Origin of the sequence: Oribacterium sp. oral taxon 078 str. F0263, assembly GCF_000469565.1 — a bacterium.
Classification (GTDB): domain Bacteria; phylum Bacillota; class Clostridia; order Lachnospirales; family Lachnospiraceae; genus Oribacterium.
This window is the reverse complement of the sequence record NZ_KI273134.1, coordinates 22,987-40,201: the sequence shown is the minus strand read 5'-3', so window position 1 is coordinate 40,201 and position 17,215 is coordinate 22,987. Positions and strand designations below refer to the sequence as shown.

General features: G+C 55.2%; 15 protein-coding genes. 5 read left to right on the top strand and 10 right to left on the bottom strand.

What is annotated here, in order from left to right; all coding sequences use genetic code 11:
- Positions 1–216: 216 nt before the first annotated feature.
- Complete coding sequence (locus tag HMPREF1986_RS11040) at positions 217–1,905, bottom strand: BCCT family transporter (RefSeq protein WP_242837383.1); 1,689 nt, start codon at positions 1,903–1,905, stop codon at positions 217–219.
- A gap of 150 nt (positions 1,906–2,055) precedes the next feature.
- Here HMPREF1986_RS11040 and HMPREF1986_RS11035 point away from each other — a divergent pair, with 150 nt between their 5' ends.
- Positions 2,056–2,835, top strand: coding sequence for a class I SAM-dependent methyltransferase (locus HMPREF1986_RS11035; protein ID WP_021774938.1), 780 nt, complete (start codon positions 2,056–2,058; stop codon positions 2,833–2,835).
- A gap of 30 nt (positions 2,836–2,865) precedes the next feature.
- Here HMPREF1986_RS11035 and HMPREF1986_RS11030 read toward each other — a convergent pair whose 3' ends face one another.
- On the bottom strand, positions 2,866–3,786 hold the full coding sequence (locus tag HMPREF1986_RS11030) for an AraC family transcriptional regulator (protein WP_021774937.1): 921 nt from the start codon (positions 3,784–3,786) through the stop codon (positions 2,866–2,868).
- A 271-nt stretch (positions 3,787–4,057) separates the two neighbouring features.
- On the opposite strand from HMPREF1986_RS11030, the gene HMPREF1986_RS11025 reads away from it, so the two are divergent.
- The 3 genes from HMPREF1986_RS11025 (at position 4,058) to HMPREF1986_RS11015 (ending at position 7,495) form a co-directional block, all read left to right on the top strand.
- Positions 4,058–5,371 carry an ABC transporter substrate-binding protein gene (locus HMPREF1986_RS11025; RefSeq protein WP_036600418.1) on the top strand — a complete coding sequence of 438 codons (1,314 nt, stop codon included), beginning with the start codon at positions 4,058–4,060 and terminating at the stop codon, positions 5,369–5,371.
- 157 nt (positions 5,372–5,528) lie between these two features.
- The gene (locus tag HMPREF1986_RS11020; RefSeq protein ID WP_021774934.1) at positions 5,529–6,449 is read left to right on the top strand and encodes a carbohydrate ABC transporter permease; all 921 of its coding nucleotides are present in this window, start codon (positions 5,529–5,531) and stop codon (positions 6,447–6,449) included.
- A 167-nt stretch (positions 6,450–6,616) separates the two neighbouring features.
- Positions 6,617–7,495, top strand: coding sequence for a carbohydrate ABC transporter permease (locus HMPREF1986_RS11015; RefSeq protein ID WP_021774933.1), 879 nt, complete (start codon positions 6,617–6,619; stop codon positions 7,493–7,495).
- Here HMPREF1986_RS11015 and HMPREF1986_RS11010 read toward each other — a convergent pair.
- Complete coding sequence (locus tag HMPREF1986_RS11010; protein WP_021774932.1) at positions 7,485–8,663, bottom strand: hypothetical protein; 1,179 nt, start codon at positions 8,661–8,663, stop codon at positions 7,485–7,487. The genes HMPREF1986_RS11015 and HMPREF1986_RS11010 overlap by 11 nt on opposite strands.
- Before the next feature lie 360 nt (positions 8,664–9,023).
- On the opposite strand from HMPREF1986_RS11010, the gene HMPREF1986_RS11005 reads away from it, so the two are divergent.
- The gene (locus HMPREF1986_RS11005; protein WP_021774931.1) at positions 9,024–10,100 is read left to right on the top strand and encodes a phosphotransferase enzyme family protein; all 1,077 of its coding nucleotides are present in this window, start codon (positions 9,024–9,026) and stop codon (positions 10,098–10,100) included.
- A gap of 72 nt (positions 10,101–10,172) precedes the next feature.
- Here HMPREF1986_RS11005 and HMPREF1986_RS11000 read toward each other — a convergent pair whose 3' ends face one another.
- From HMPREF1986_RS11000 to HMPREF1986_RS10970, 7 genes are all read right to left on the bottom strand, one after another.
- Complete coding sequence (locus HMPREF1986_RS11000) at positions 10,173–10,943, bottom strand: ABC transporter permease (protein ID WP_021774930.1); 771 nt, start codon at positions 10,941–10,943, stop codon at positions 10,173–10,175.
- 120 nt (positions 10,944–11,063) lie between these two features.
- A complete protein-coding gene (locus tag HMPREF1986_RS10995; RefSeq protein WP_021774929.1) occupies positions 11,064–11,858 on the bottom strand; it encodes an ABC transporter ATP-binding protein in 795 nt (264 codons plus the stop codon).
- A 110-nt stretch (positions 11,859–11,968) separates the two neighbouring features.
- Positions 11,969–13,120: a double-cubane-cluster-containing anaerobic reductase gene (locus tag HMPREF1986_RS10990; protein ID WP_036600435.1), complete on the bottom strand. Its 1,152-nt coding sequence runs from the start codon at positions 13,118–13,120 to the stop codon at positions 11,969–11,971.
- Between the two features lie 196 nt (positions 13,121–13,316).
- Positions 13,317–14,072: an amino acid ABC transporter ATP-binding protein gene (locus tag HMPREF1986_RS10985; protein WP_021774927.1), complete on the bottom strand. Its 756-nt coding sequence runs from the start codon at positions 14,070–14,072 to the stop codon at positions 13,317–13,319.
- Positions 14,073–14,202: 130 nt separating this feature from the next.
- The gene (locus HMPREF1986_RS10980; RefSeq protein ID WP_021774926.1) at positions 14,203–15,132 is read right to left on the bottom strand and encodes a transporter substrate-binding domain-containing protein; all 930 of its coding nucleotides are present in this window, start codon (positions 15,130–15,132) and stop codon (positions 14,203–14,205) included.
- Positions 15,133–15,210: 78 nt separating this feature from the next.
- Complete coding sequence (locus HMPREF1986_RS10975; protein ID WP_036600414.1) at positions 15,211–15,873, bottom strand: amino acid ABC transporter permease; 663 nt, start codon at positions 15,871–15,873, stop codon at positions 15,211–15,213.
- 165 nt (positions 15,874–16,038) lie between these two features.
- The gene (locus HMPREF1986_RS10970; RefSeq protein WP_021774924.1) at positions 16,039–17,190 is read right to left on the bottom strand and encodes an ABC transporter substrate-binding protein; all 1,152 of its coding nucleotides are present in this window, start codon (positions 17,188–17,190) and stop codon (positions 16,039–16,041) included.
- Positions 17,191–17,215: the final 25 nt, after the last annotated feature.

Below are 17,215 nucleotides of genomic sequence, written 5' to 3'. Positions count from 1 at the left end.
GCATCCACGCTCTTTCGCGCAAGCGCTGAGAGCGAGGATGCGCTTAGGCGCTTGTAATCACATTGTACCCCGTCTGTCAAGTCTATGCAAGGAACGTCCCTTTTGTATTTTTTGCGGTATCATGTATTTTTGTCCCGGCTTCCGGAGGAAATGCGTCCTCTTCTGGATGGAGCAGGCGGGAGAGCGGCAGAAGGGCAAGGGCAGTGCCGCGCTGTCTCAGGCCTCTCCGTAGACCCTCTCCCAGTTCACGATGAGCTCTTCGATCTCTTTTTCAGAGGGGGAGTCCTCCATCCGCCCGCTTTTCTCTATCTCTTCGAGAATCCTGCTTCTCTCTTTTCCGCTTCCTTCCTCCCCGCTGTTTTGGGATGCGGAGAGCTCTGCCTGATAGCTTCTCACATCCTTCCAGAAGCTCAGAGAGATCAGGAGGATCACGAAGCCGATCGGGAAGGCCGCGATGATGGAGACAGACTGCAGGTTCGCCATCGAGCTCTCCGAGAATACGAGGGCCAGGGGCAGGAGGATGAGGAGAAAAGCCCAGAGACCTTTGACGGAATTCGCCGGCTCCTCCCCATCCGGAAGCCTGCGATAGCTGTATTGGGAAGCTACCAGCGCGATAGAGTCAAAGGAGGTCGCATAAAAGGCGATCATTGTGAGAATCAGGATCACGAGGAGCAGCGGGGCAAAGGGGAGATTCCGTAAAGCGACGATGATCGTCTCGTAGAGAGAAGCGCTCTTTTCATAGAAGGAGAGGAGGTTCTGCTTCCCAAGCTCCTGCAGGCCCAGAGAGTAGTTCCCGAGGATAATAAAGCTGATCCAGGTGCTCCCCACACCGAAGAGATAGCCTCCCAGTATCGTCTGGCGTATCGTCCGCCCCCGGGAGATCGAGCCGATGAAGAAGGGGGCCGCTACGCACCAGACCATCCAATAGGCCCAGTAAAAGATCGTCCAGTTCTGCGGAAAGCCCGTACGCCTCGTCGGATCGGAATCGGTAGAGAGAACGAGAAAGTTCTGAAGGAGTCTTCCGATTGCGGAAAATCCGGTCTCCAGAATATAGCGGCACTCTCCTCCGAAGAGAAGGACATAGAGAAGAATCCCGTAAAAGAGGAAGGTGCAGGTCTTCGCGAGGAAGGAGATCCCCTGCATACCCCGCATCACCGAATAGGTATAGACGATACAGGTCAAAATCAGGATGAGAATCGTGATCTCTCTCTGAGGGAGCGCAGTGCCCGTGAGACTTCGGACAGCCTCCGACATGAGCGGCGTCGCGACGGAAAAGGTCGTGGCCGTCCCCGCGAGAAGGGCGAATACCGCGAGGAGATCGATCAGCCGTCCCGCCATTCCGTCGGTATGCTTCCCAAGGAGCGGGCGGCAGGCCTCGGAATACCTCTGCCTTTCCCTCCGTCTGACATGAAGCATGAAGCCAAAGGCCGCGGCCAGCACAAGGTAAAAGGCCCAGGGAGTCAGCCCCCAGTGAAAGAGCGTAAAGGTGGAGGCCCAGTCCTGCACAGTCCCGAGCTCCGCGATATGCGGATCCTTCGCATACAGGATCCATTCACAGAGGGAATAAAATAGGATATCCGCCGCAAGCCCCGCCGTAAACATCATGGAGCCCCAGGCAAAAAAGCTGTATTTCGGCTTCTCACCCACCTCTCCGAGCACCAGCTTCCCGATATCGGAGAAGGCCAGCCAGAGGGAGAAGAGAAAGATCCCAAGCCCGAGCGCCAGATAGAGGACGCCGAACTCCTCCCCAATGAAAGCGCGAATCTGCGAAAGGACTCTGTTGGAATCCTCCGGCAGAAGGAAGAAAAGAGCGGAGAGAACGAGAAGAGAAAATACAGGGATGAGAGTGATTCCCCAGTCGATTTTTCGAATGTCCTTCCCCTTCTCTGCTATTCTTTTGTTCATTTTCTTTCCTCCTTTTTTTATTTTGAACAATATAGCACGGGGAATAAGACCTGTCAAGAAATTCCGCTCTTCATTGACCTCGATTTTCAGAGAGTGTATCATGGAATGGAATGAAGGAAACGCTGATTCAAGGAAGAGAAAGGAGTCCTTATGGATCTAACGCTCGGAGATGTTCAGGGAACCGCGCTGATCCCCCTCGCAGTGCGCGCTTCGGAGAGCCGGAGAAAAAATGCGAGAATTCAGGATCCCAAGGCAGTAGAGATCATGGAGAAGCTGCAGATTGATCCGAAAAATCTGGACAGACTCATAACGCATGAGTGCGTCGTCGCAAGAAGCATCCTCTTTGACAGCACGGTAAAAAAACTGATCTCCCAATACCCGAACGCCCTCTGCCTGAATCTGGGCTGCGGTCTGGATGACCGTTTCTCAAGGATGGATAACGGGACTATAGACTGGTACAATATTGATCTTCCGGATTCCATCGAGGTCAGAAAAAAGGTCTTTTGCGAGCGGGAGAGAGAGCATACTCTCAGCAAAGATATCATGGATGAGAATTGCTTTCAGGATTTCCCGAAGGACCGTCCGGTAATTGCTGTCGCGGAAGGGCTTTTCATGTATTTTTCCAGGGAACAGATCGGCTCGGTCCTCCGCTCGCTCCAAAAGGGCTTCCCAAAGGGTTTCCTCGCCGCAGAGCTGATGCGGCAGCGCTCCATGAATAAAAAAAGGCACGATACCCTAAGGTACAGCAAGGCTGAATTCGGCTGGGGCTGCGAGGACGGCCGGGAGCTGGAGAGCATGAATCCCGCCTTCCATCTTCTCTCCGAAACAAATTTCTCCGACGAAATGCAAAAATCCACATTCCTGAGCCGTCTGATCGGCACTCTCCTCCGAAAATACAATAATCGGCTTGCCCTGTATCAATGGGGGTAGGAATAAGCCCTCCTTCCGCCAAGAAAAGCCCTAGCCCTGCTTCTCCGACAGCGAGCGGATCGAGCTCTCATACGCGGTCGGAGACATGGCGGCGAGCTTCTTGAACTGGCGGGAGAAGTAGTGGACGGAGCTATAGCCCAGGCGGTCCGAGATCTCTGTCATATTGCATCCCCCCTCCCGGATCATGCGCTTTGCCTCTTCGATCTTCATGCGGGAGAAAAGCTCTATCGCCCCGATCCCCGCATTCTTCCGGAAGATCTTCTGAAGCTGCGAGCTTCCTATCAGATTGTCCCGGCAGATCCTGGAAATCGTCAGCTTCTCCCGGATATGGCTCTCCATATAGCGAACGATCCGCCGATAGCTTTCGCCTCTCTCCCCTCTCTCTCCCCTCCCCCTTTCTGCGGGGACGCGGGAAAAGCTCCTCCGATAGAGAGAGATGAGAAGCTCCGAGAGATATTGGCGGATCAGCTGTGCCCCGCCAAAGGGGGCCCTCCTGGAAAAACGCAGTTTTTTCTGATAGGGATCGTCCATCCTCCCGGAAAAAACGGAGGAAGCCTCCCGCACGATCCTTCCAAGAAGCTCCTTCTCCCTCTCATCTACGGAGAGAAGCTTCCCGGAAAAGCGCTCCATAGGGGAAGAGCGGCAGAAAAAGCCGATCACCACAAGACTCGGAGAGATCCTTCCATCGGTGAGGACATTGTGAAACTCACCCGGTCTGTGAAAATACATCTCTCCCTGCCGAAGCGGGATCTCCCTCTCCCCGGCCACGACGCGGATCTCCCCGTAATCCACACAGATCAGCTCCCAAAAGTCATGGGACTCCCCCGGGAAGGCGAAATTACTCTTATATTGAAAATAATGTACGGACACAATCTCTTCGATTGAAATGACGTCGCAAAGCCGCACCCCTTCATACTGCTCTTCCCGCTTCTCTTCCTCCTGCATCTCCATCGCTTGCTTCCCGGCCTCCGTCCTCCCTTTTTCCCTTTCCTTCTCCCGGCGCTTCCTCCGCCCTTCCCCAAAGAAAACCGCGCCATCTTACGGCACGGACTTTCTCTCCGAGAAGCCGCGGCCAATCCTCTCCTTCCGCCCGCTCCCATGACTGCAATTATACAAAGAATGGACGGGATTGTACAAAGAATTTTTTCGTCATATTTTCTATACTGAGCGTAGCAGAATCTCTTGTATATCGTGTTTATGCCAAAAATCAGGGAGGTAAATGATGAAAAAAAGACAGCTTGGAGCGGCGGCCCTGGCAGTTCTGACAGGCCTTGCCCTCGCATCCTGCGGGGGAGGAGGAAGCACGGAGTCCGCCTCCACGGAAAAGGCTGCGGAGAAACAGGCGGATGCCTCGGAGGCGAAGAGCGACTCTTCCTCAGAAGACGGAAAGGGACTCGTCTACTGGTCCATGTGGGAGGCCACCGAACCGCAGGGCAAGGTCATACGGGAGGCCGCGGAGAAGTTCTCAAAGGACACGGGAATCCCGCTGGACGTGCAGTTTAAGGGCAGGACCGGAATCCGGGAGGGCCTGCAGCCGGCTCTCGATGCGGGGAGCAGGATCGATCTCTTCGACGAGGACATTGACCGCGTGAATAAAACCTGGGGGGATTATATCCTGGATCTGGAGGAGCTCTCGAAATCCCATGACTACGAAAAAAGTGCGAATGCGGGCCTCATCGCTGCCTGCCGGGAGGTCGGAGGCGGAAAGCTGAAATCCATCCCCTACCAGCCGAATGTCTTCGCCTTCTTCTATAATCAGTCCCTCTTCGACGAGGCCGGAATCAGCGAGGTCCCAAAGACCTGGGAGGAGCTCGGAGAGGACTGCCAGAAGCTGAAGGACAAGGGCTATGTCCCGATCACATCGGATGACGCCTATATCCTCAGCATGTTCGGCTACCATCTCTCCCGGATCAACGGCTATGAAAAGGCCTCTGAGATCGTGAAAAACGGGAAATGGGACGATCCCTCCGTGCTGGAGGTGGCAAAGGCCTATGAGGACTTCGCGAAAAAGGGCTATTTCTCGGAGAACATCTCCTCCAATGTCTGGCCGGCGGGACAGAACCAGGAGCTCGCGCTCGGCAGCGCCGCGATCTATCTGAACGGCTCCTGGCTACCGAATGAGGTAAAGGATATGACGGGGGACGATTTTAAATGGGGCTGCTTCAGCTATCCGGCGGTCCCCGGCGGAAAGGACGGCACGGAGGCCTCCAACTACGGCGCACAGGTCTTTGCGATCAGCAAGGATTCCAAGAACCCGGAGGCGGCCTTCCGCTTCATCGAGTATGTCACAAAGGGAGAATTTGACAAAAAGCTCTCCGAGGAATCCCTGGGAATCCCGGCGGACTCCGAAAACAGCGATTGGCCGGAGCAGCTCGCCGCGGTAAAGCCCGTCATGGACAGCTTAAAGACCCGCTATCCCTGGGCGGCATCCGCGGAGGACAATGTGGACATGACCCCGATCCTGAAGGAAAATATGCAAAAGCTCTGTGGAGGAGAGATCAGCGCCGAGGACTTCGTGAAAAACCTTCAGAAATAAGGAATCGGAAAAAAGAAAGCGGAAGGATGCAAAGGCTGTCACGGAAAAAAGAAATCTCACCATGAAGCAGGCATCCTGAAAAGAGCATCCCAAGAGGAAAGATCGCAGCGGAGGAGACAGCGTGAGAAAGCAGAGCAGCGGGCAGAGGGGACAGGGAATGGCAGCCGCAGGGAAAAGGAGGGCGGGAAACGCGCCGATCCTTTTCGTCCTGCCCGCACTCTTTTTCTTCTTCGCTGTCTTTCTCTACCCCATCCTCCGCACGATCCTCATGAGCTTCTTCCGAATCGAGGGGATCACGGATCCGATCCCGAAATGGAGCTTTATCGGACTTCAGAACTATGAGAAGCTCTTCCGAACTGCGCTCTTTCGGATCTCTCTGTGGAATCTCTTCCGGATCTGGTTCCTGGGAGGAATCCTAGTTCTGAGCCTCTCTCTTCTTTTCGCAGTGATTCTGGAGAGCGGGATCCGGGGCAAGCGCTTCTTCCGGGCCGTCATCTATCTTCCCAATATCGTGAGTGCGGTCGCGCTCGCTACCATGTGGCTCCAATATGTCTACAGCCCGAAATTCGGCCTGCTGAAAACCGTTTTCAGCTCTCTTGGCATGAAAAGCCTCTCAAAAATTCAATGGCTGGACAGCGCTCATAAATTCGAGTCCCTGCTTCTCGCCTACTGCTTTGGCATGATCGGCTATCACATGCTGATCTTCATGAGCGGAATCGAACGGATCGGGACGGAATATTATGAGGCTGCGACTCTGGATGGTGCGGGCCGGTTCCAACAGTTTCGCTATATCACCCTGCCTCTCCTAAAGGGAATGTTCCGGACCAATCTTACGATGTGGTCTGTGACGAGCGTCGGCTTCTTCGTCTGGTCCCAGCTTTTTTCCACCGTCACGGCGGATACCCGGACAATCACGCCGATGGTCTATCTCTATATGCAGGTCTTCGGGGCGGGAAACAGCGTCACAGAGCGAAATGCGGGCACCGGAGCCGCGGTGGGCGTATTGCTGAGCCTCGCGGTCATCCTTATCTTCCGGCTGGCGAACCGGCTTCTCAAAGACCGGGATCTGGAGTTCTGAGAGAGCAAATATAGAAAAGAAAAACATAAAGGACATAAGGAAAAGGTCGAAGTTCGGAAGCCGCCGGGAGCGCGGTGGACCTCCGGGAATATGAGACCTTGGAGCAAAAAAGGTATTGAAAACAGGATGGAAATGCGGATTTTCACAAAGATCCGAGGAGGAAAGCTATGAGAAAGGCTGAGAAAATCTCATCGGGGCAGCTGCGCCTCTCCCGGGAGCTTAGGCTCCTTCCGGGCTACTTCATCGTTATCCTCTGGTGCGTCTTCACCTTCCTGCTCCTCGGCTGGGTCTTCCTCGCAAGCTTCTCTACGACGAAGGAGATCTTCTCGAATCATCTCCTGCAAAGCGGCTTTCATCTGGAGAACTTCCGAAAGGCCTGGGTGAACTCCGATGTCTCGACCATCTTCTTTAATTCGCTCTTCTACTCCCTCTCCTCCTGCGCTCTGCTGATTCTGATCGCTGCGCCGGCGGCCTACGCGCTCTCCCGCTTTGATTTCCCGGGAAATTCCATCATCCAGAGCGCCTTCGCGGGCTCCATGGGGGTGCCTGTCGTCATGATCGTGCTGCCGCTTTTCTCTCTCGTGGCCGGGCTGGATGTCCTAAACCACACGCTTTTAAACCGTCTGACCCTCATTTTCCTCTACACCGGCATCAATGTCCCCTATACCACGATCTTTCTGACGGCCTTCTTCGCGAATCTCTCCCGCTCCTTCGAGGAAGCCGCGTCGATCGACGGCTGTCCGATGGGGAAGGCCTTCTGGCTCATCATGCTCCCGATGGCACAGCCGGGCATCATCACCGTCACAATCTTTAACTTCGTAAATATCTGGAATGAATATTTCATCTCTCTGATCTTCGGAAATTCCGACAAGGTGAGGTCCGTCGCAGTCGGCCTTTACTCCATGATCAATTCCATGAAATACACCGGTGACTGGGCCGGCATGTTCGCCTCTGTCACCATCGTCTTCCTGCCGACGCTCCTTCTCTATCTCTTCCTCTCCGAGAGGATCATCGCCGGAGTGACGGGGGGCGGCATCAAGGGCTGAGGAAGAGATCGATCTCCTCCCCGTCCTCGCTCAGACGCAGCTCCCGAAAGTGAAGAGGGGAAAAATCCTGCTCATCCCTCTTCCGGAAGGAATAGCGCCCTCTCTTGAGATAGAATCTGTCTGTCTTTCTGTCTCCCTCGATCTTCATCACCAGCAGTCTGTCCCCCGATTCCGAGATGAGAAGATAGTCCTCCTCCGGATCGCCGCTCTCCGGATGCAGTGAAATCATTTCGTAGTCCCGCTTCTCGGAAAAAAGCTGCTGCCGGTAAAAATGATCGAATAAAAAGAACAAAAATCCCAGATTGACGCACACAAGGCCCAGGATAAAAAATGCGCTCCAAAGCGTTCGGGCCGCTCGGAAAAGGCCCTTCCCGAGCATTTGAATAATCCCGAGAAAGCCTCTCCCGATGCTTCGGATCCTTCCTTCCCGCCTTCCTCCTTTCATCTCTTCTCTCTCCATCCTCTCCCGCATGGAATCCTTCTTTATCCATGTGAAAAAATAAGAGAGATAGATCAGGGCACCCACGGCATAGAGAAGAAGTTCCCCTGTAATTCGGGATATCCCGTCTGTCCATGCGCTTATTTCCGATAGATACGGGATTTCTTCGAAAAAGGAGGAGAGACTGCTCCCAAAAGAGGAAATGTGAAAGGAAAAGCGGCAGAGAAAAAAGCCGGAGCTGAGGCCTCCGATGAGAAAGAAGGCGAGAAAAAGGTTGCACTTTTCGATGAAAATGCCAAAGCGCTCAAAAAAGCCGGGACCTCCCCTTCCCGGTCTCCCCTTTCCTCCGCTCCTTCGCTCAGCCCAAATCCTTCTCCAAAGATACGGACTCCCGAAAAGAAAGCTGAATAAGGAAAGGCACGCCGTAAATTCCATCACATAGCGAAGCCCCTCCTGATGCAGCAAAAGCTCTCTCGGGATCCCGTAGAATTTCTCCCCATCCACGGCGCATTCGTATCGGATCCATGCCCAGGCTATCGCTCCCGCAGCGCCAAAGAGGGCAATGATCTTCAGCGCGCTCTCCGAAAAAGAGCCGAGGAATCGGATGATTTCATAAAAGCTCGTTCCGGAGGAATCCCGCCTCCCCCTTTCTCTATCCTTCTCCTCCTTCCCGATATGCTCAATCTGCACACCGTCCTTTCCGGGAATTTTGATTCCGATTCTGATCATTCCTCTCTCCTTTGGCAATGAAAGTCGCGAAAAGGCGGAGCCGCCTCCTCTGCAAGGGATTATACAAGGAAAGGGCCGGATTGTGCAAAGAAAATCCGCCCTGCATTTCCTATACTCTTACTGTATGAGTCCCATGTTTTTCCGGCAGCTATCCTGCCGAGCGTCCGGTCCATAAACACCGACCCGGCGTTTATCTGTAAATCGCTTATGTGCCGGAACGAGAGCGTCCTGCGATGTATCGGGGCAGCGCATCTATGCTCTTTCAATCCAGATACGAAGTACCGTTTCCCGTATCGCTCTCGGTCCGATGGAAGAGCAGCGGGACCGGCCGCAAATCCCTATATTGAGGTGTATCGATCTATGAGAACAGAAATCACAAAGGATGTCCTGAGCCGCGCCGCCGCGGCCTTCCAGACCAAGGGAGAGCTTCGCTCCTGTGTCCCCTACGGAAGCGGTCACATCAACGATACCTTCCGCTTAGACTGTGAAATCCCCTATATCCTGCAGCGAATGAACCGGGATATTTTTCGGGATATCCCCGCCCTTATGCGAAATATCTCCCTCGTGACAAGCTTCCTCCGGGAAAAGATCCTAAGCCGCGGCGGAGACCCGGAGAGGGAGTGCCTGAACCTCATTCCGACAAGGGATGGGAAAAGCTTTTACCGGGACCCGGACGGGGAATGCTGGCGCGCTTATCTCTTTATCGAGCGGGCAAGCAGCTATAATCTCGTGCGCCGCCCCGAGGATTTCCGGGAGAGTGGAAGAGCCTTCGGAAACTTCCAGCTCCTCCTCTCGGATTTTGACGCCTCCCTTCTCACAGAGACCATAGCGGATTTTCATGACACAAAAAAACGCTTCCTCCGCTTTCGGGAAGCGCTGACAGAAGATCCGCTCGGGCGCGGGAAAAGCTGTGAGAGAGAGATCCGCTTCGCGCTCTCCCGTGAAATGCTCGCGGACAGAGCGATGTCGGCTCTCCGAGAAGGCCGTCTCCCTCTCCGCGTCTGCCACAATGACACAAAGCTCAACAACATCATGATCGACGACGAGAGCGGAAAGGCCGTGTGCATCATAGACCTCGACACCGTGATGCCCGGCCTCTCCCTCTTCGACTTCGGAGACTCCATCCGCTTCGGGGCGAGCACCGCGGAGGAGGACGAGCGGGATCTCTCAAAAGTTCACTTCTCCCTGCCGCTCTATGAGCTCTATCGGGAGGGCTATCTCGAGGGCTCCGGAGGAAGCCTCACGGAGGAGGAGATCCGGATGCTCCCGGAGAGTGCGCGCCTGATGACGCTCGAGTGCGGCGTGCGCTTCCTCACGGACTATCTCAGCGGCGATCATTACTTCCATACAAGCCGGCCCGCCCACAATCTGGACCGCGCAAGGACCCAATTCCGGCTTTTGGAGGAGATGGAGGAAAGGCTGTCTCTCCTCTCCTGATTCGCCTATACGCGCTCTGCCCCGATTCCTTCCGCTTACAGCGCTCTCTCTTTAGGCAGGGCGCTGCGGCATCTACATCGTCCAAAGGAGAAGTCTGTTCCGGATCTTTTCAAAGATCTGCATGATGATGACCAGGATGACGATCATAAAGATGAAGCCGGCCCAGGTCTTGTCATAGAGTCCGAGCATCGCATTCTGCCGGACATAGTAGCCCATGCCGTACTCCGCGCCGTACATCTCCGCATAAACCAGCATGACGAAGGTCCCGCTCAGAGAGTTCACAAAGCCGGAGATGATGGACGGGCTCGCGGCGGGGAGCATGACCCGGAAGAGCTTTCGGAAGCCGTGGAGCTCCAGTGTCTCCGCCTTGTCCAGATAGCGCCTGTCAATCGTCATAATGCCGGTGATCGTGCCGAACACCGTCGCCCAGACGCTCTCGTAGACGATGAGAAAGAGGGACGCCGTCCGGAAATTCGGCGCGAGCAAAAGCGCAAAGGGCGAGAGAAGGATGGAGGGGACGACACTGATCGTGTAGAGCACCGGGTGCAGCGCATCCCGGAGTCCCCGGTTCATCCCCATGATCACTCCGATCAAAAGTGCGAGTGCGAGAGAGATCACGATGGCCGGAACCAGGATCGAGAGAGACGCGATCAGATTCAGGAGCATGATATAGCGGTCCCCGGCAAAGGCCTTGCAGATCGCCTGCGTCGTCGGGAAGAGAAAGGCATTGATCAGGTGATTATTTGCGACATAGGCGTAGAGTCCGATCAGAAAAAGATATACCAAAATCGTGATCCAGTACCTCTTAAAAAAGCGCGCGATGGTCTTTCCCGCTCCATTCATTTTCCGCCTCTCCTTTCCGCCCCGGCACTCAATGGCACTTCGCTACGCATCATGCTCCGCATAGAATTCCTGCATTTTCCGGTAGAAGTCCGGATTTTTCTTTTTCCTGCACTCCTCCGATTATTCCCCGATATGCTGTTCCACGTCCTGATTGATCTGACGAATCAGCTCGTTTCTCATGGAGATGATCTCCGGGTCCACAAACTGCGTCTCCCTCTTCGCCCTTTTCTCCTCCGGAATCCTGAGTTCGTAGATGATGCGGCTCGGCCTCTGTCCGAGGACGATGATGTGATCCGCGAGCAGGATCGCCTCATCCACATCATGTGTGACGAAGAATACCGTCTTCTTCCGGCTCCTTTCCCCGCTCTCCCAGAGCTCCAGCACGAGGTCCTGGAGCCTTGCCCTGGTCACGGCATCCAGCGCTCCGAAGGGCTCATCCATGAGGAGAATGGGAGGGTCAATCGCAAAGGCCTGAGCGATCGCGCAGCGCTGCTTCATCCCGCCGGAGAGGCTCTTTGGAAGCTTCGAATAGATCTCCCTCTGAAGCCCCACCTTCTCCAGCATGGAAAGCGCAAGCGCCTTTTTCTCCGCCTTCGTCATCTCGGGAAAGCGCTGCCTCAGGGCGAGAACGATATTCTCCCCCGCACTCATCCAGGGGAAAAGCCCATAGTCCTGAAATACCATGCCGCGGGACAGGCTCGCTCCTCTGAGCTCCTCCCCGTCGATCCGTATACTCCCTCCTGTCGGCTTCTCAAGCCCCGCGAGAAGCCGAAGCAGCGTGCTCTTCCCGCAGCCGGACTGTCCCAGGATACAGACGAATTCCCCCGCCTCCACCGAGGTTCCGATCTCATGGAGGATTTCCTGCTTACTGTCCCGATAACAAAAGGAAAGACTGTCGATTTCTACACCATTCATATCTTTCACTCCTCTATCCTCGTCCCGGCGCCTCTGCGGGGACTGTCGGAATCCTTCGCCCCTGCCATGAAGGCAGCAGCGCATCACTCCGGGTCCTCAGGGCCACAGGCTCAAAGCATCTCGAGAAAGGCGGCGACACGAGTATTGAGCTGTCCGATATCGCTCTTTGAATAATCTGTCTCCACATTCAGATAGGGGATCTGCTTCTCCCCCGTGACGAAGCTCCGGATCTTATTCGTCTCCACATTATAGGTGTGACAGGCCTGAAGCGTCATCTCCAGGACTCCGTCCGCCCGGTACTCATCCACCATCTCCCCCAGCGCTTGGAAACGGTTCGGATTCGGAGACATGATGGAGCAGCCGATAGCCAGGTAGCGGCGGGAAATCGCCTCATAGATATCCTCCGCACTCTCATCGACCTGGAGTCCCACCGACTTCTGTCCGCTGCAGTTTTCATACCCCACAACGACGCCCCCGTTCTCCTCGACGGCCTGGATCACCTTCTCCGTCGCGCCGCCGATCGGGCAGCCTGTGATGATGATCCTGGGACGTTTCTCGATGTGCTTCCCCGCCGCGTAATCCTTTTCGATCTGTTCCCGGAGCGAATCGACCTCATCCGCCAGGGCACTGCGGTCGAACTTGAAGGTAGAGCCATAGAGAACCTTAAAGATATCATAGCCATAGACCGGCGCCGGATCGTGCCGCATCACTCCGTAAAAATTCATCAGCGCGGCATTCGCCCTGTTGTTGATCCTGACCGCCTCCCGGACCTTCTCCTCCGTGATCTCGCACTGAAACTTCTCCGAAAGATAGTCCTTAAGGCGGAGGATCTCCTTCCGGTAAGCCTGCACTCCATCCTCATCCTGATGGTTCGGAAGACGCAGAATGAAGACATCCTTGAACTCCCCCATGAGCTCATACATCTTCTTCTTTCCGTCGCAGGTCGTCTCCCCCACCACTACATCGGAAAAATAAAAATAAGGGCACTTCTGCGTCTTGGCAAAGCCGTAGCTCGACTTTATGAGAGGGCAGAGGTTCTTCGGAAGATCCTTCTCCGCATCCTGGATCGTCTCATCCGAGGTCGAGCAAAGGCTGACCGGAGCGGCCCCCGCCGCCATCGCGATCTCCTTCGGAAAGTAAGTGCAGTAGGAGCCGACGATCGGAATCCCCTTTTCCTTATATTCCCTGACAGTCAAAAAAGATTTTTTTCTCTGCTCCGCAAAGTCATCGAAGACCGACGGCAGATCCTTGATCAGTTCCACTTCTCTCCTCCTGTTTCTGTTCCTTTTTCTCCCGCACTCTCCTAAAGAGGCTGTGCGGAAGCTCCTCCTGAAAAATATGTCCATTTCAAAACCGCCGGCACCTCACGCTCCATCCGGGTCAGGATGCGGAGCTAAATTTCAAAGCGGCGGGTCCCGTGCAAAAGCACCGGGAAAAATCAAAGTCACAGAGAATTTGTCAGCTTCGGCTCACAAAGCTCAGAAACTGTCTGAGCCGCTCATTCTCCGGATGATCCAGAATGTCCTCCGGCTTCCCGTCCTCCATAATCGTGCCCCCGTCCATAAAGAGCACTCGGCTTGCGACCTCTCTGGCGAAGGGGATTTCGTGGGTCACGAGGATCATGGTCACTCCCTCCTCCGCGATCTCCTGTATCGTCTGGAGGACCTCCTTCACCCATTCCGGATCCAGGGCCGAGGTCGGCTCATCAAAGAGCACGACACTCGGATTGACTGCGAGAGCCCGCGCGATCCCAACTCTCTGCTGCTGTCCCCCGGAGAGCTTCGAGGGGTAGAAATCCCTCCGGTCCAGCATCCCGACCTTTTGAAGAAGCGCCTCTGCCCTCTCCTTCGCCTCCTTCTTCGGGATATGCTGGACGAAGATCATCGCCTCCATGACATTTTCGATCGCTGTCTTATTCTTAAAAAGGTTAAACTGCTGAAAGACCATGGAGGAATTCTTCCGAAGCGCCTCTACCTCTTTTTTCGTATGTCTTTCCGCGTCGACTCTGACTCCATTGACCGTGACGATTCCCCTTGTGGGAACGGTCAGGTAGTTCAGACAGCGAAGCAGCGTCGATTTTCCGGTTCCGGAGGGACCGATAATAGCGACCGCTTCCCCCTTATTCACCGAAAAGCTGATGTCCCGGAGCACCTCCGTCTTCCGGTCAAAATCCTTATAGAGATGCTCCGCCCTGACGATTGTCTCTTCCGCCATCGCCCCTCCCCTCCGATTCCGATTCTCCCGGCAAAAAGGCATTTCCCGCGGAAGGATTCCACTCCGCTCTCCTCCGGGAAGGCGGCCTCCTCTCTCCTCCGGAAGACAGCCTATATGCCCGATCAAGCTCTCATTCGACGGTATAGCCGAGCTCACTGTAGGGAATGATGTTCTGTGTCATATCGGAGTACATATATTTTTCGATGATCTTTGTGATCGTCCCATCCTCCATAAGTCCTGCGAGAACGACATTGACCTCATCCCGGAGCTTCTTTCCCTCCTCTGTCCTCGGAAAATAATATGCGACATCATTTGCGTAGAGGCGCTCATCCAGAAAGCGGAGATCCTGCTTCGTGCCGTTCTCCCATTTATAGACCGCGGAATCCGTACTCGCAAAGGCATCCAGACGGCCGAGCAGCACGTCCTGATAGCCGGCGGAGCCGTTATCTCCCTCATAGAGCGTGACCTCGAAGCCCTTTTCCTTTCCCATATCCTCGATGCTCTGCTGGGCGGCCTGTCCATTCAGAACGCCGACTCTCTTTCCCTTTAAGTCATCAAAGCTCCGAATCTCGCTGTCCGGCTTCACGACGACGCACTGCGCATCGCCGTAGTAGGGATCGGATACCAGATACTTCTTCGTCCGCTCCGCGTTAACGGCATAGCAGTTCGCCGCGACATCCGCTCTGCCGGCATCCAGCTGCCCAAAGGTCGCGCCGGAGCCGGTCGCCTGCAGCTTCTCGATCTTCCAGCCCGTCTTTTCCCCGATCGCCTCCCAGATCTCCGCGTCGATGCCGGTCCATTTCCCGCTGTCATCGATCAGGCTGTAGGGCTCTCCCGAGCCGCTGGTCACCACTCTCACGCTCCGATCCTTCGCGCGGCCGGAATCCGCCTTCTCCTGCTCTTTCGCGGAGCTCTCCTCCCCGCTTTTGGTCGTCTCGCCTCCCTCCGACGCTTTTCCGCTTTCCGCCGAACTCCCGCCGGAGGAGGAGCCGCAGCCGCCGAGGAGCACTGCGAAGCCGAGAATCACTGCCGTCAAAAGTACCGCCCCTTTTCTTTTCACTTATCTTACCTCCTGTGTTTTCCCTGATCTCCCTGTATTTCCCTGCTCTTTCGCATTCTCTGCGCCCTGGGGCAGGATTTAAAATGCCGCCGCGCAGCGCTTCTCGAGAAGCTTCCTCAAAAAGTCGAAGGCCGTGATGACGACCCAATAGACCACCATAACCGCGCCGTAGATCTCAAAATATCGGTAGGTCCGGGAGCCCTCCGTGCGGGCGGCCCCCATGATATCCGGAACTCCCAGCATGAACGCCAGGGAGCTCGCCTTGATGAGATTGATAAAGTCGTTGAAGAGAGGCGGAAGCGCCACGCGGAACGCCTGGGGTATGATGATGCGCCGCACGATCTGCAGATTCGACATGCCGAGCGACAGCGCCGCCTCGCGCTGCCCGTCATCCACCGAGAGGAGCGCCGCGCGGATGCTCTCTGACATGAAGGCCCCTACATTCAGGCTCAGCACTAAAGAGACCGCTGTGACCGGCGTCATATCTCTGACCAGAGCGGAGTAAACCGCCACGCCAAAGTAAAAGAAGTAGAGCTGCGCGACGATCGGGGTCCCCCGCATGAAGGAGACAAAAGCTCTCGCGGCGGGATAGAGAAGCGGAAGCCGGTAGTAGGCGATCACCGCGATGATCATACCGAGAAGAAGCGAGAAAAACGCGGCGATCAGAGCGATCTCCAGTGTGACCGGAGTCTTCGCAAAAACCTTGGGGAGGACCTCCAGAAAGTAATGAATATCAAACATGCTTCTCCTTTTTCCCGCGCTTATCCCGGGATACGGATGCCGTGAGTCAGATCTCTGTCCCCTTAGAACTTGCCGTTCCTCCCGCATCCCGTAGAAGAGCGCGAGGTAAATCGGGGCGCCGATCATAGCGCCGATCACAGACAGAAGAAGGCCCGCAATAAAGAATCAGGCGTTGTGCTCTGTATAGAAATCCTGCATCTTCTTATAGAACTCCGGATTCTCCGAGCCGTAGTCCTTCTCCGCCTCGTCCAGAGCTTCCTTATAGAGCTCGGTCTGGATATGATCGTCCACCTTGATATTCTCCCAGCCGTCGCTCAGGAATCCGGTCTTCCCAAGAATATTCCAGCCTCTCTCCACCTCATGCTTCAGGGGATCCACGCTGATGCGGAAGTGCTCGTTGTTCATATAGGAGTTCAGGTAATCCTCCGTTACGTTCATGCGCTTCCCCAGGATCTTCTTGCACTCCTCCTTGTTCGCGTCGCTCGCCTCATAGTAGGCCTGCGCACGGAGAAGAGTCTTAATGACCTTTTTCATGGTATCCCGGTTTTCCTTGAGATACTTGTCCGTGACCACCATCCGGCAGCAGGAGTACCAGGGCATTAAATCGCTTCGATAGGCGACGATCTTCAGCTTGGGCTGCTGAGAAATCTCAAAGTTTCTGCTGGTTCCGACCACTGCATAGTCCGCCTCTCCCTTGATGACGGCCGCCGTCATATCGCTGTAGTTCGGGTAATGGACCCACTTCACATCCGTTTTCGGATCATAGCCCTTCTCCAGCAAAGGCCCTGCGATCGTGTAGTCCGAGGCGTCCGCCGCGACGGTTTTCCCGAGCAGGCTCTCTACCCCCTTCCATTCGTCCGGATTGTCCGTGCGGGTGATGATGGGCATGCAGCCGGTCGCCATATATCCGCCGATGATCTGCAAATTTTCCCCCGAGGCGATCGTCTGCAGAGGACCGTTGGTCCCATAGTTTGAAAAGATGTCGATATCTCCGGCAAGAAGTGCTGTCGTCGCATCATTCGACGCATCAAAGGGCTTCTCTGTGATCTCAATCCCCTCTTCCTTGAGCCAGCCCTTTTCGATGGCAAGCTCCAGAAAGGTATTTCCGCTGTTGTCCCGCGCCCAGTTAATGCGAACCGTCTTCTGCGGTTTCTCCGCCTCGGCCTTCTCCGCCTCCGATCCGCCGCTCTCTGACGCTCCCGCGCTTTCCGATACGCTGCTGCTTCCCTCTCCGCTCTCTCCCGTCTTTCCTCCGCAGGCCGCGAGTCCGAAAACGAGTCCCAGTACGAGAAGTCCTGCCAATCTTTTCTTCATCATTGTCCTCTCCTTTAAGTTTAAGATA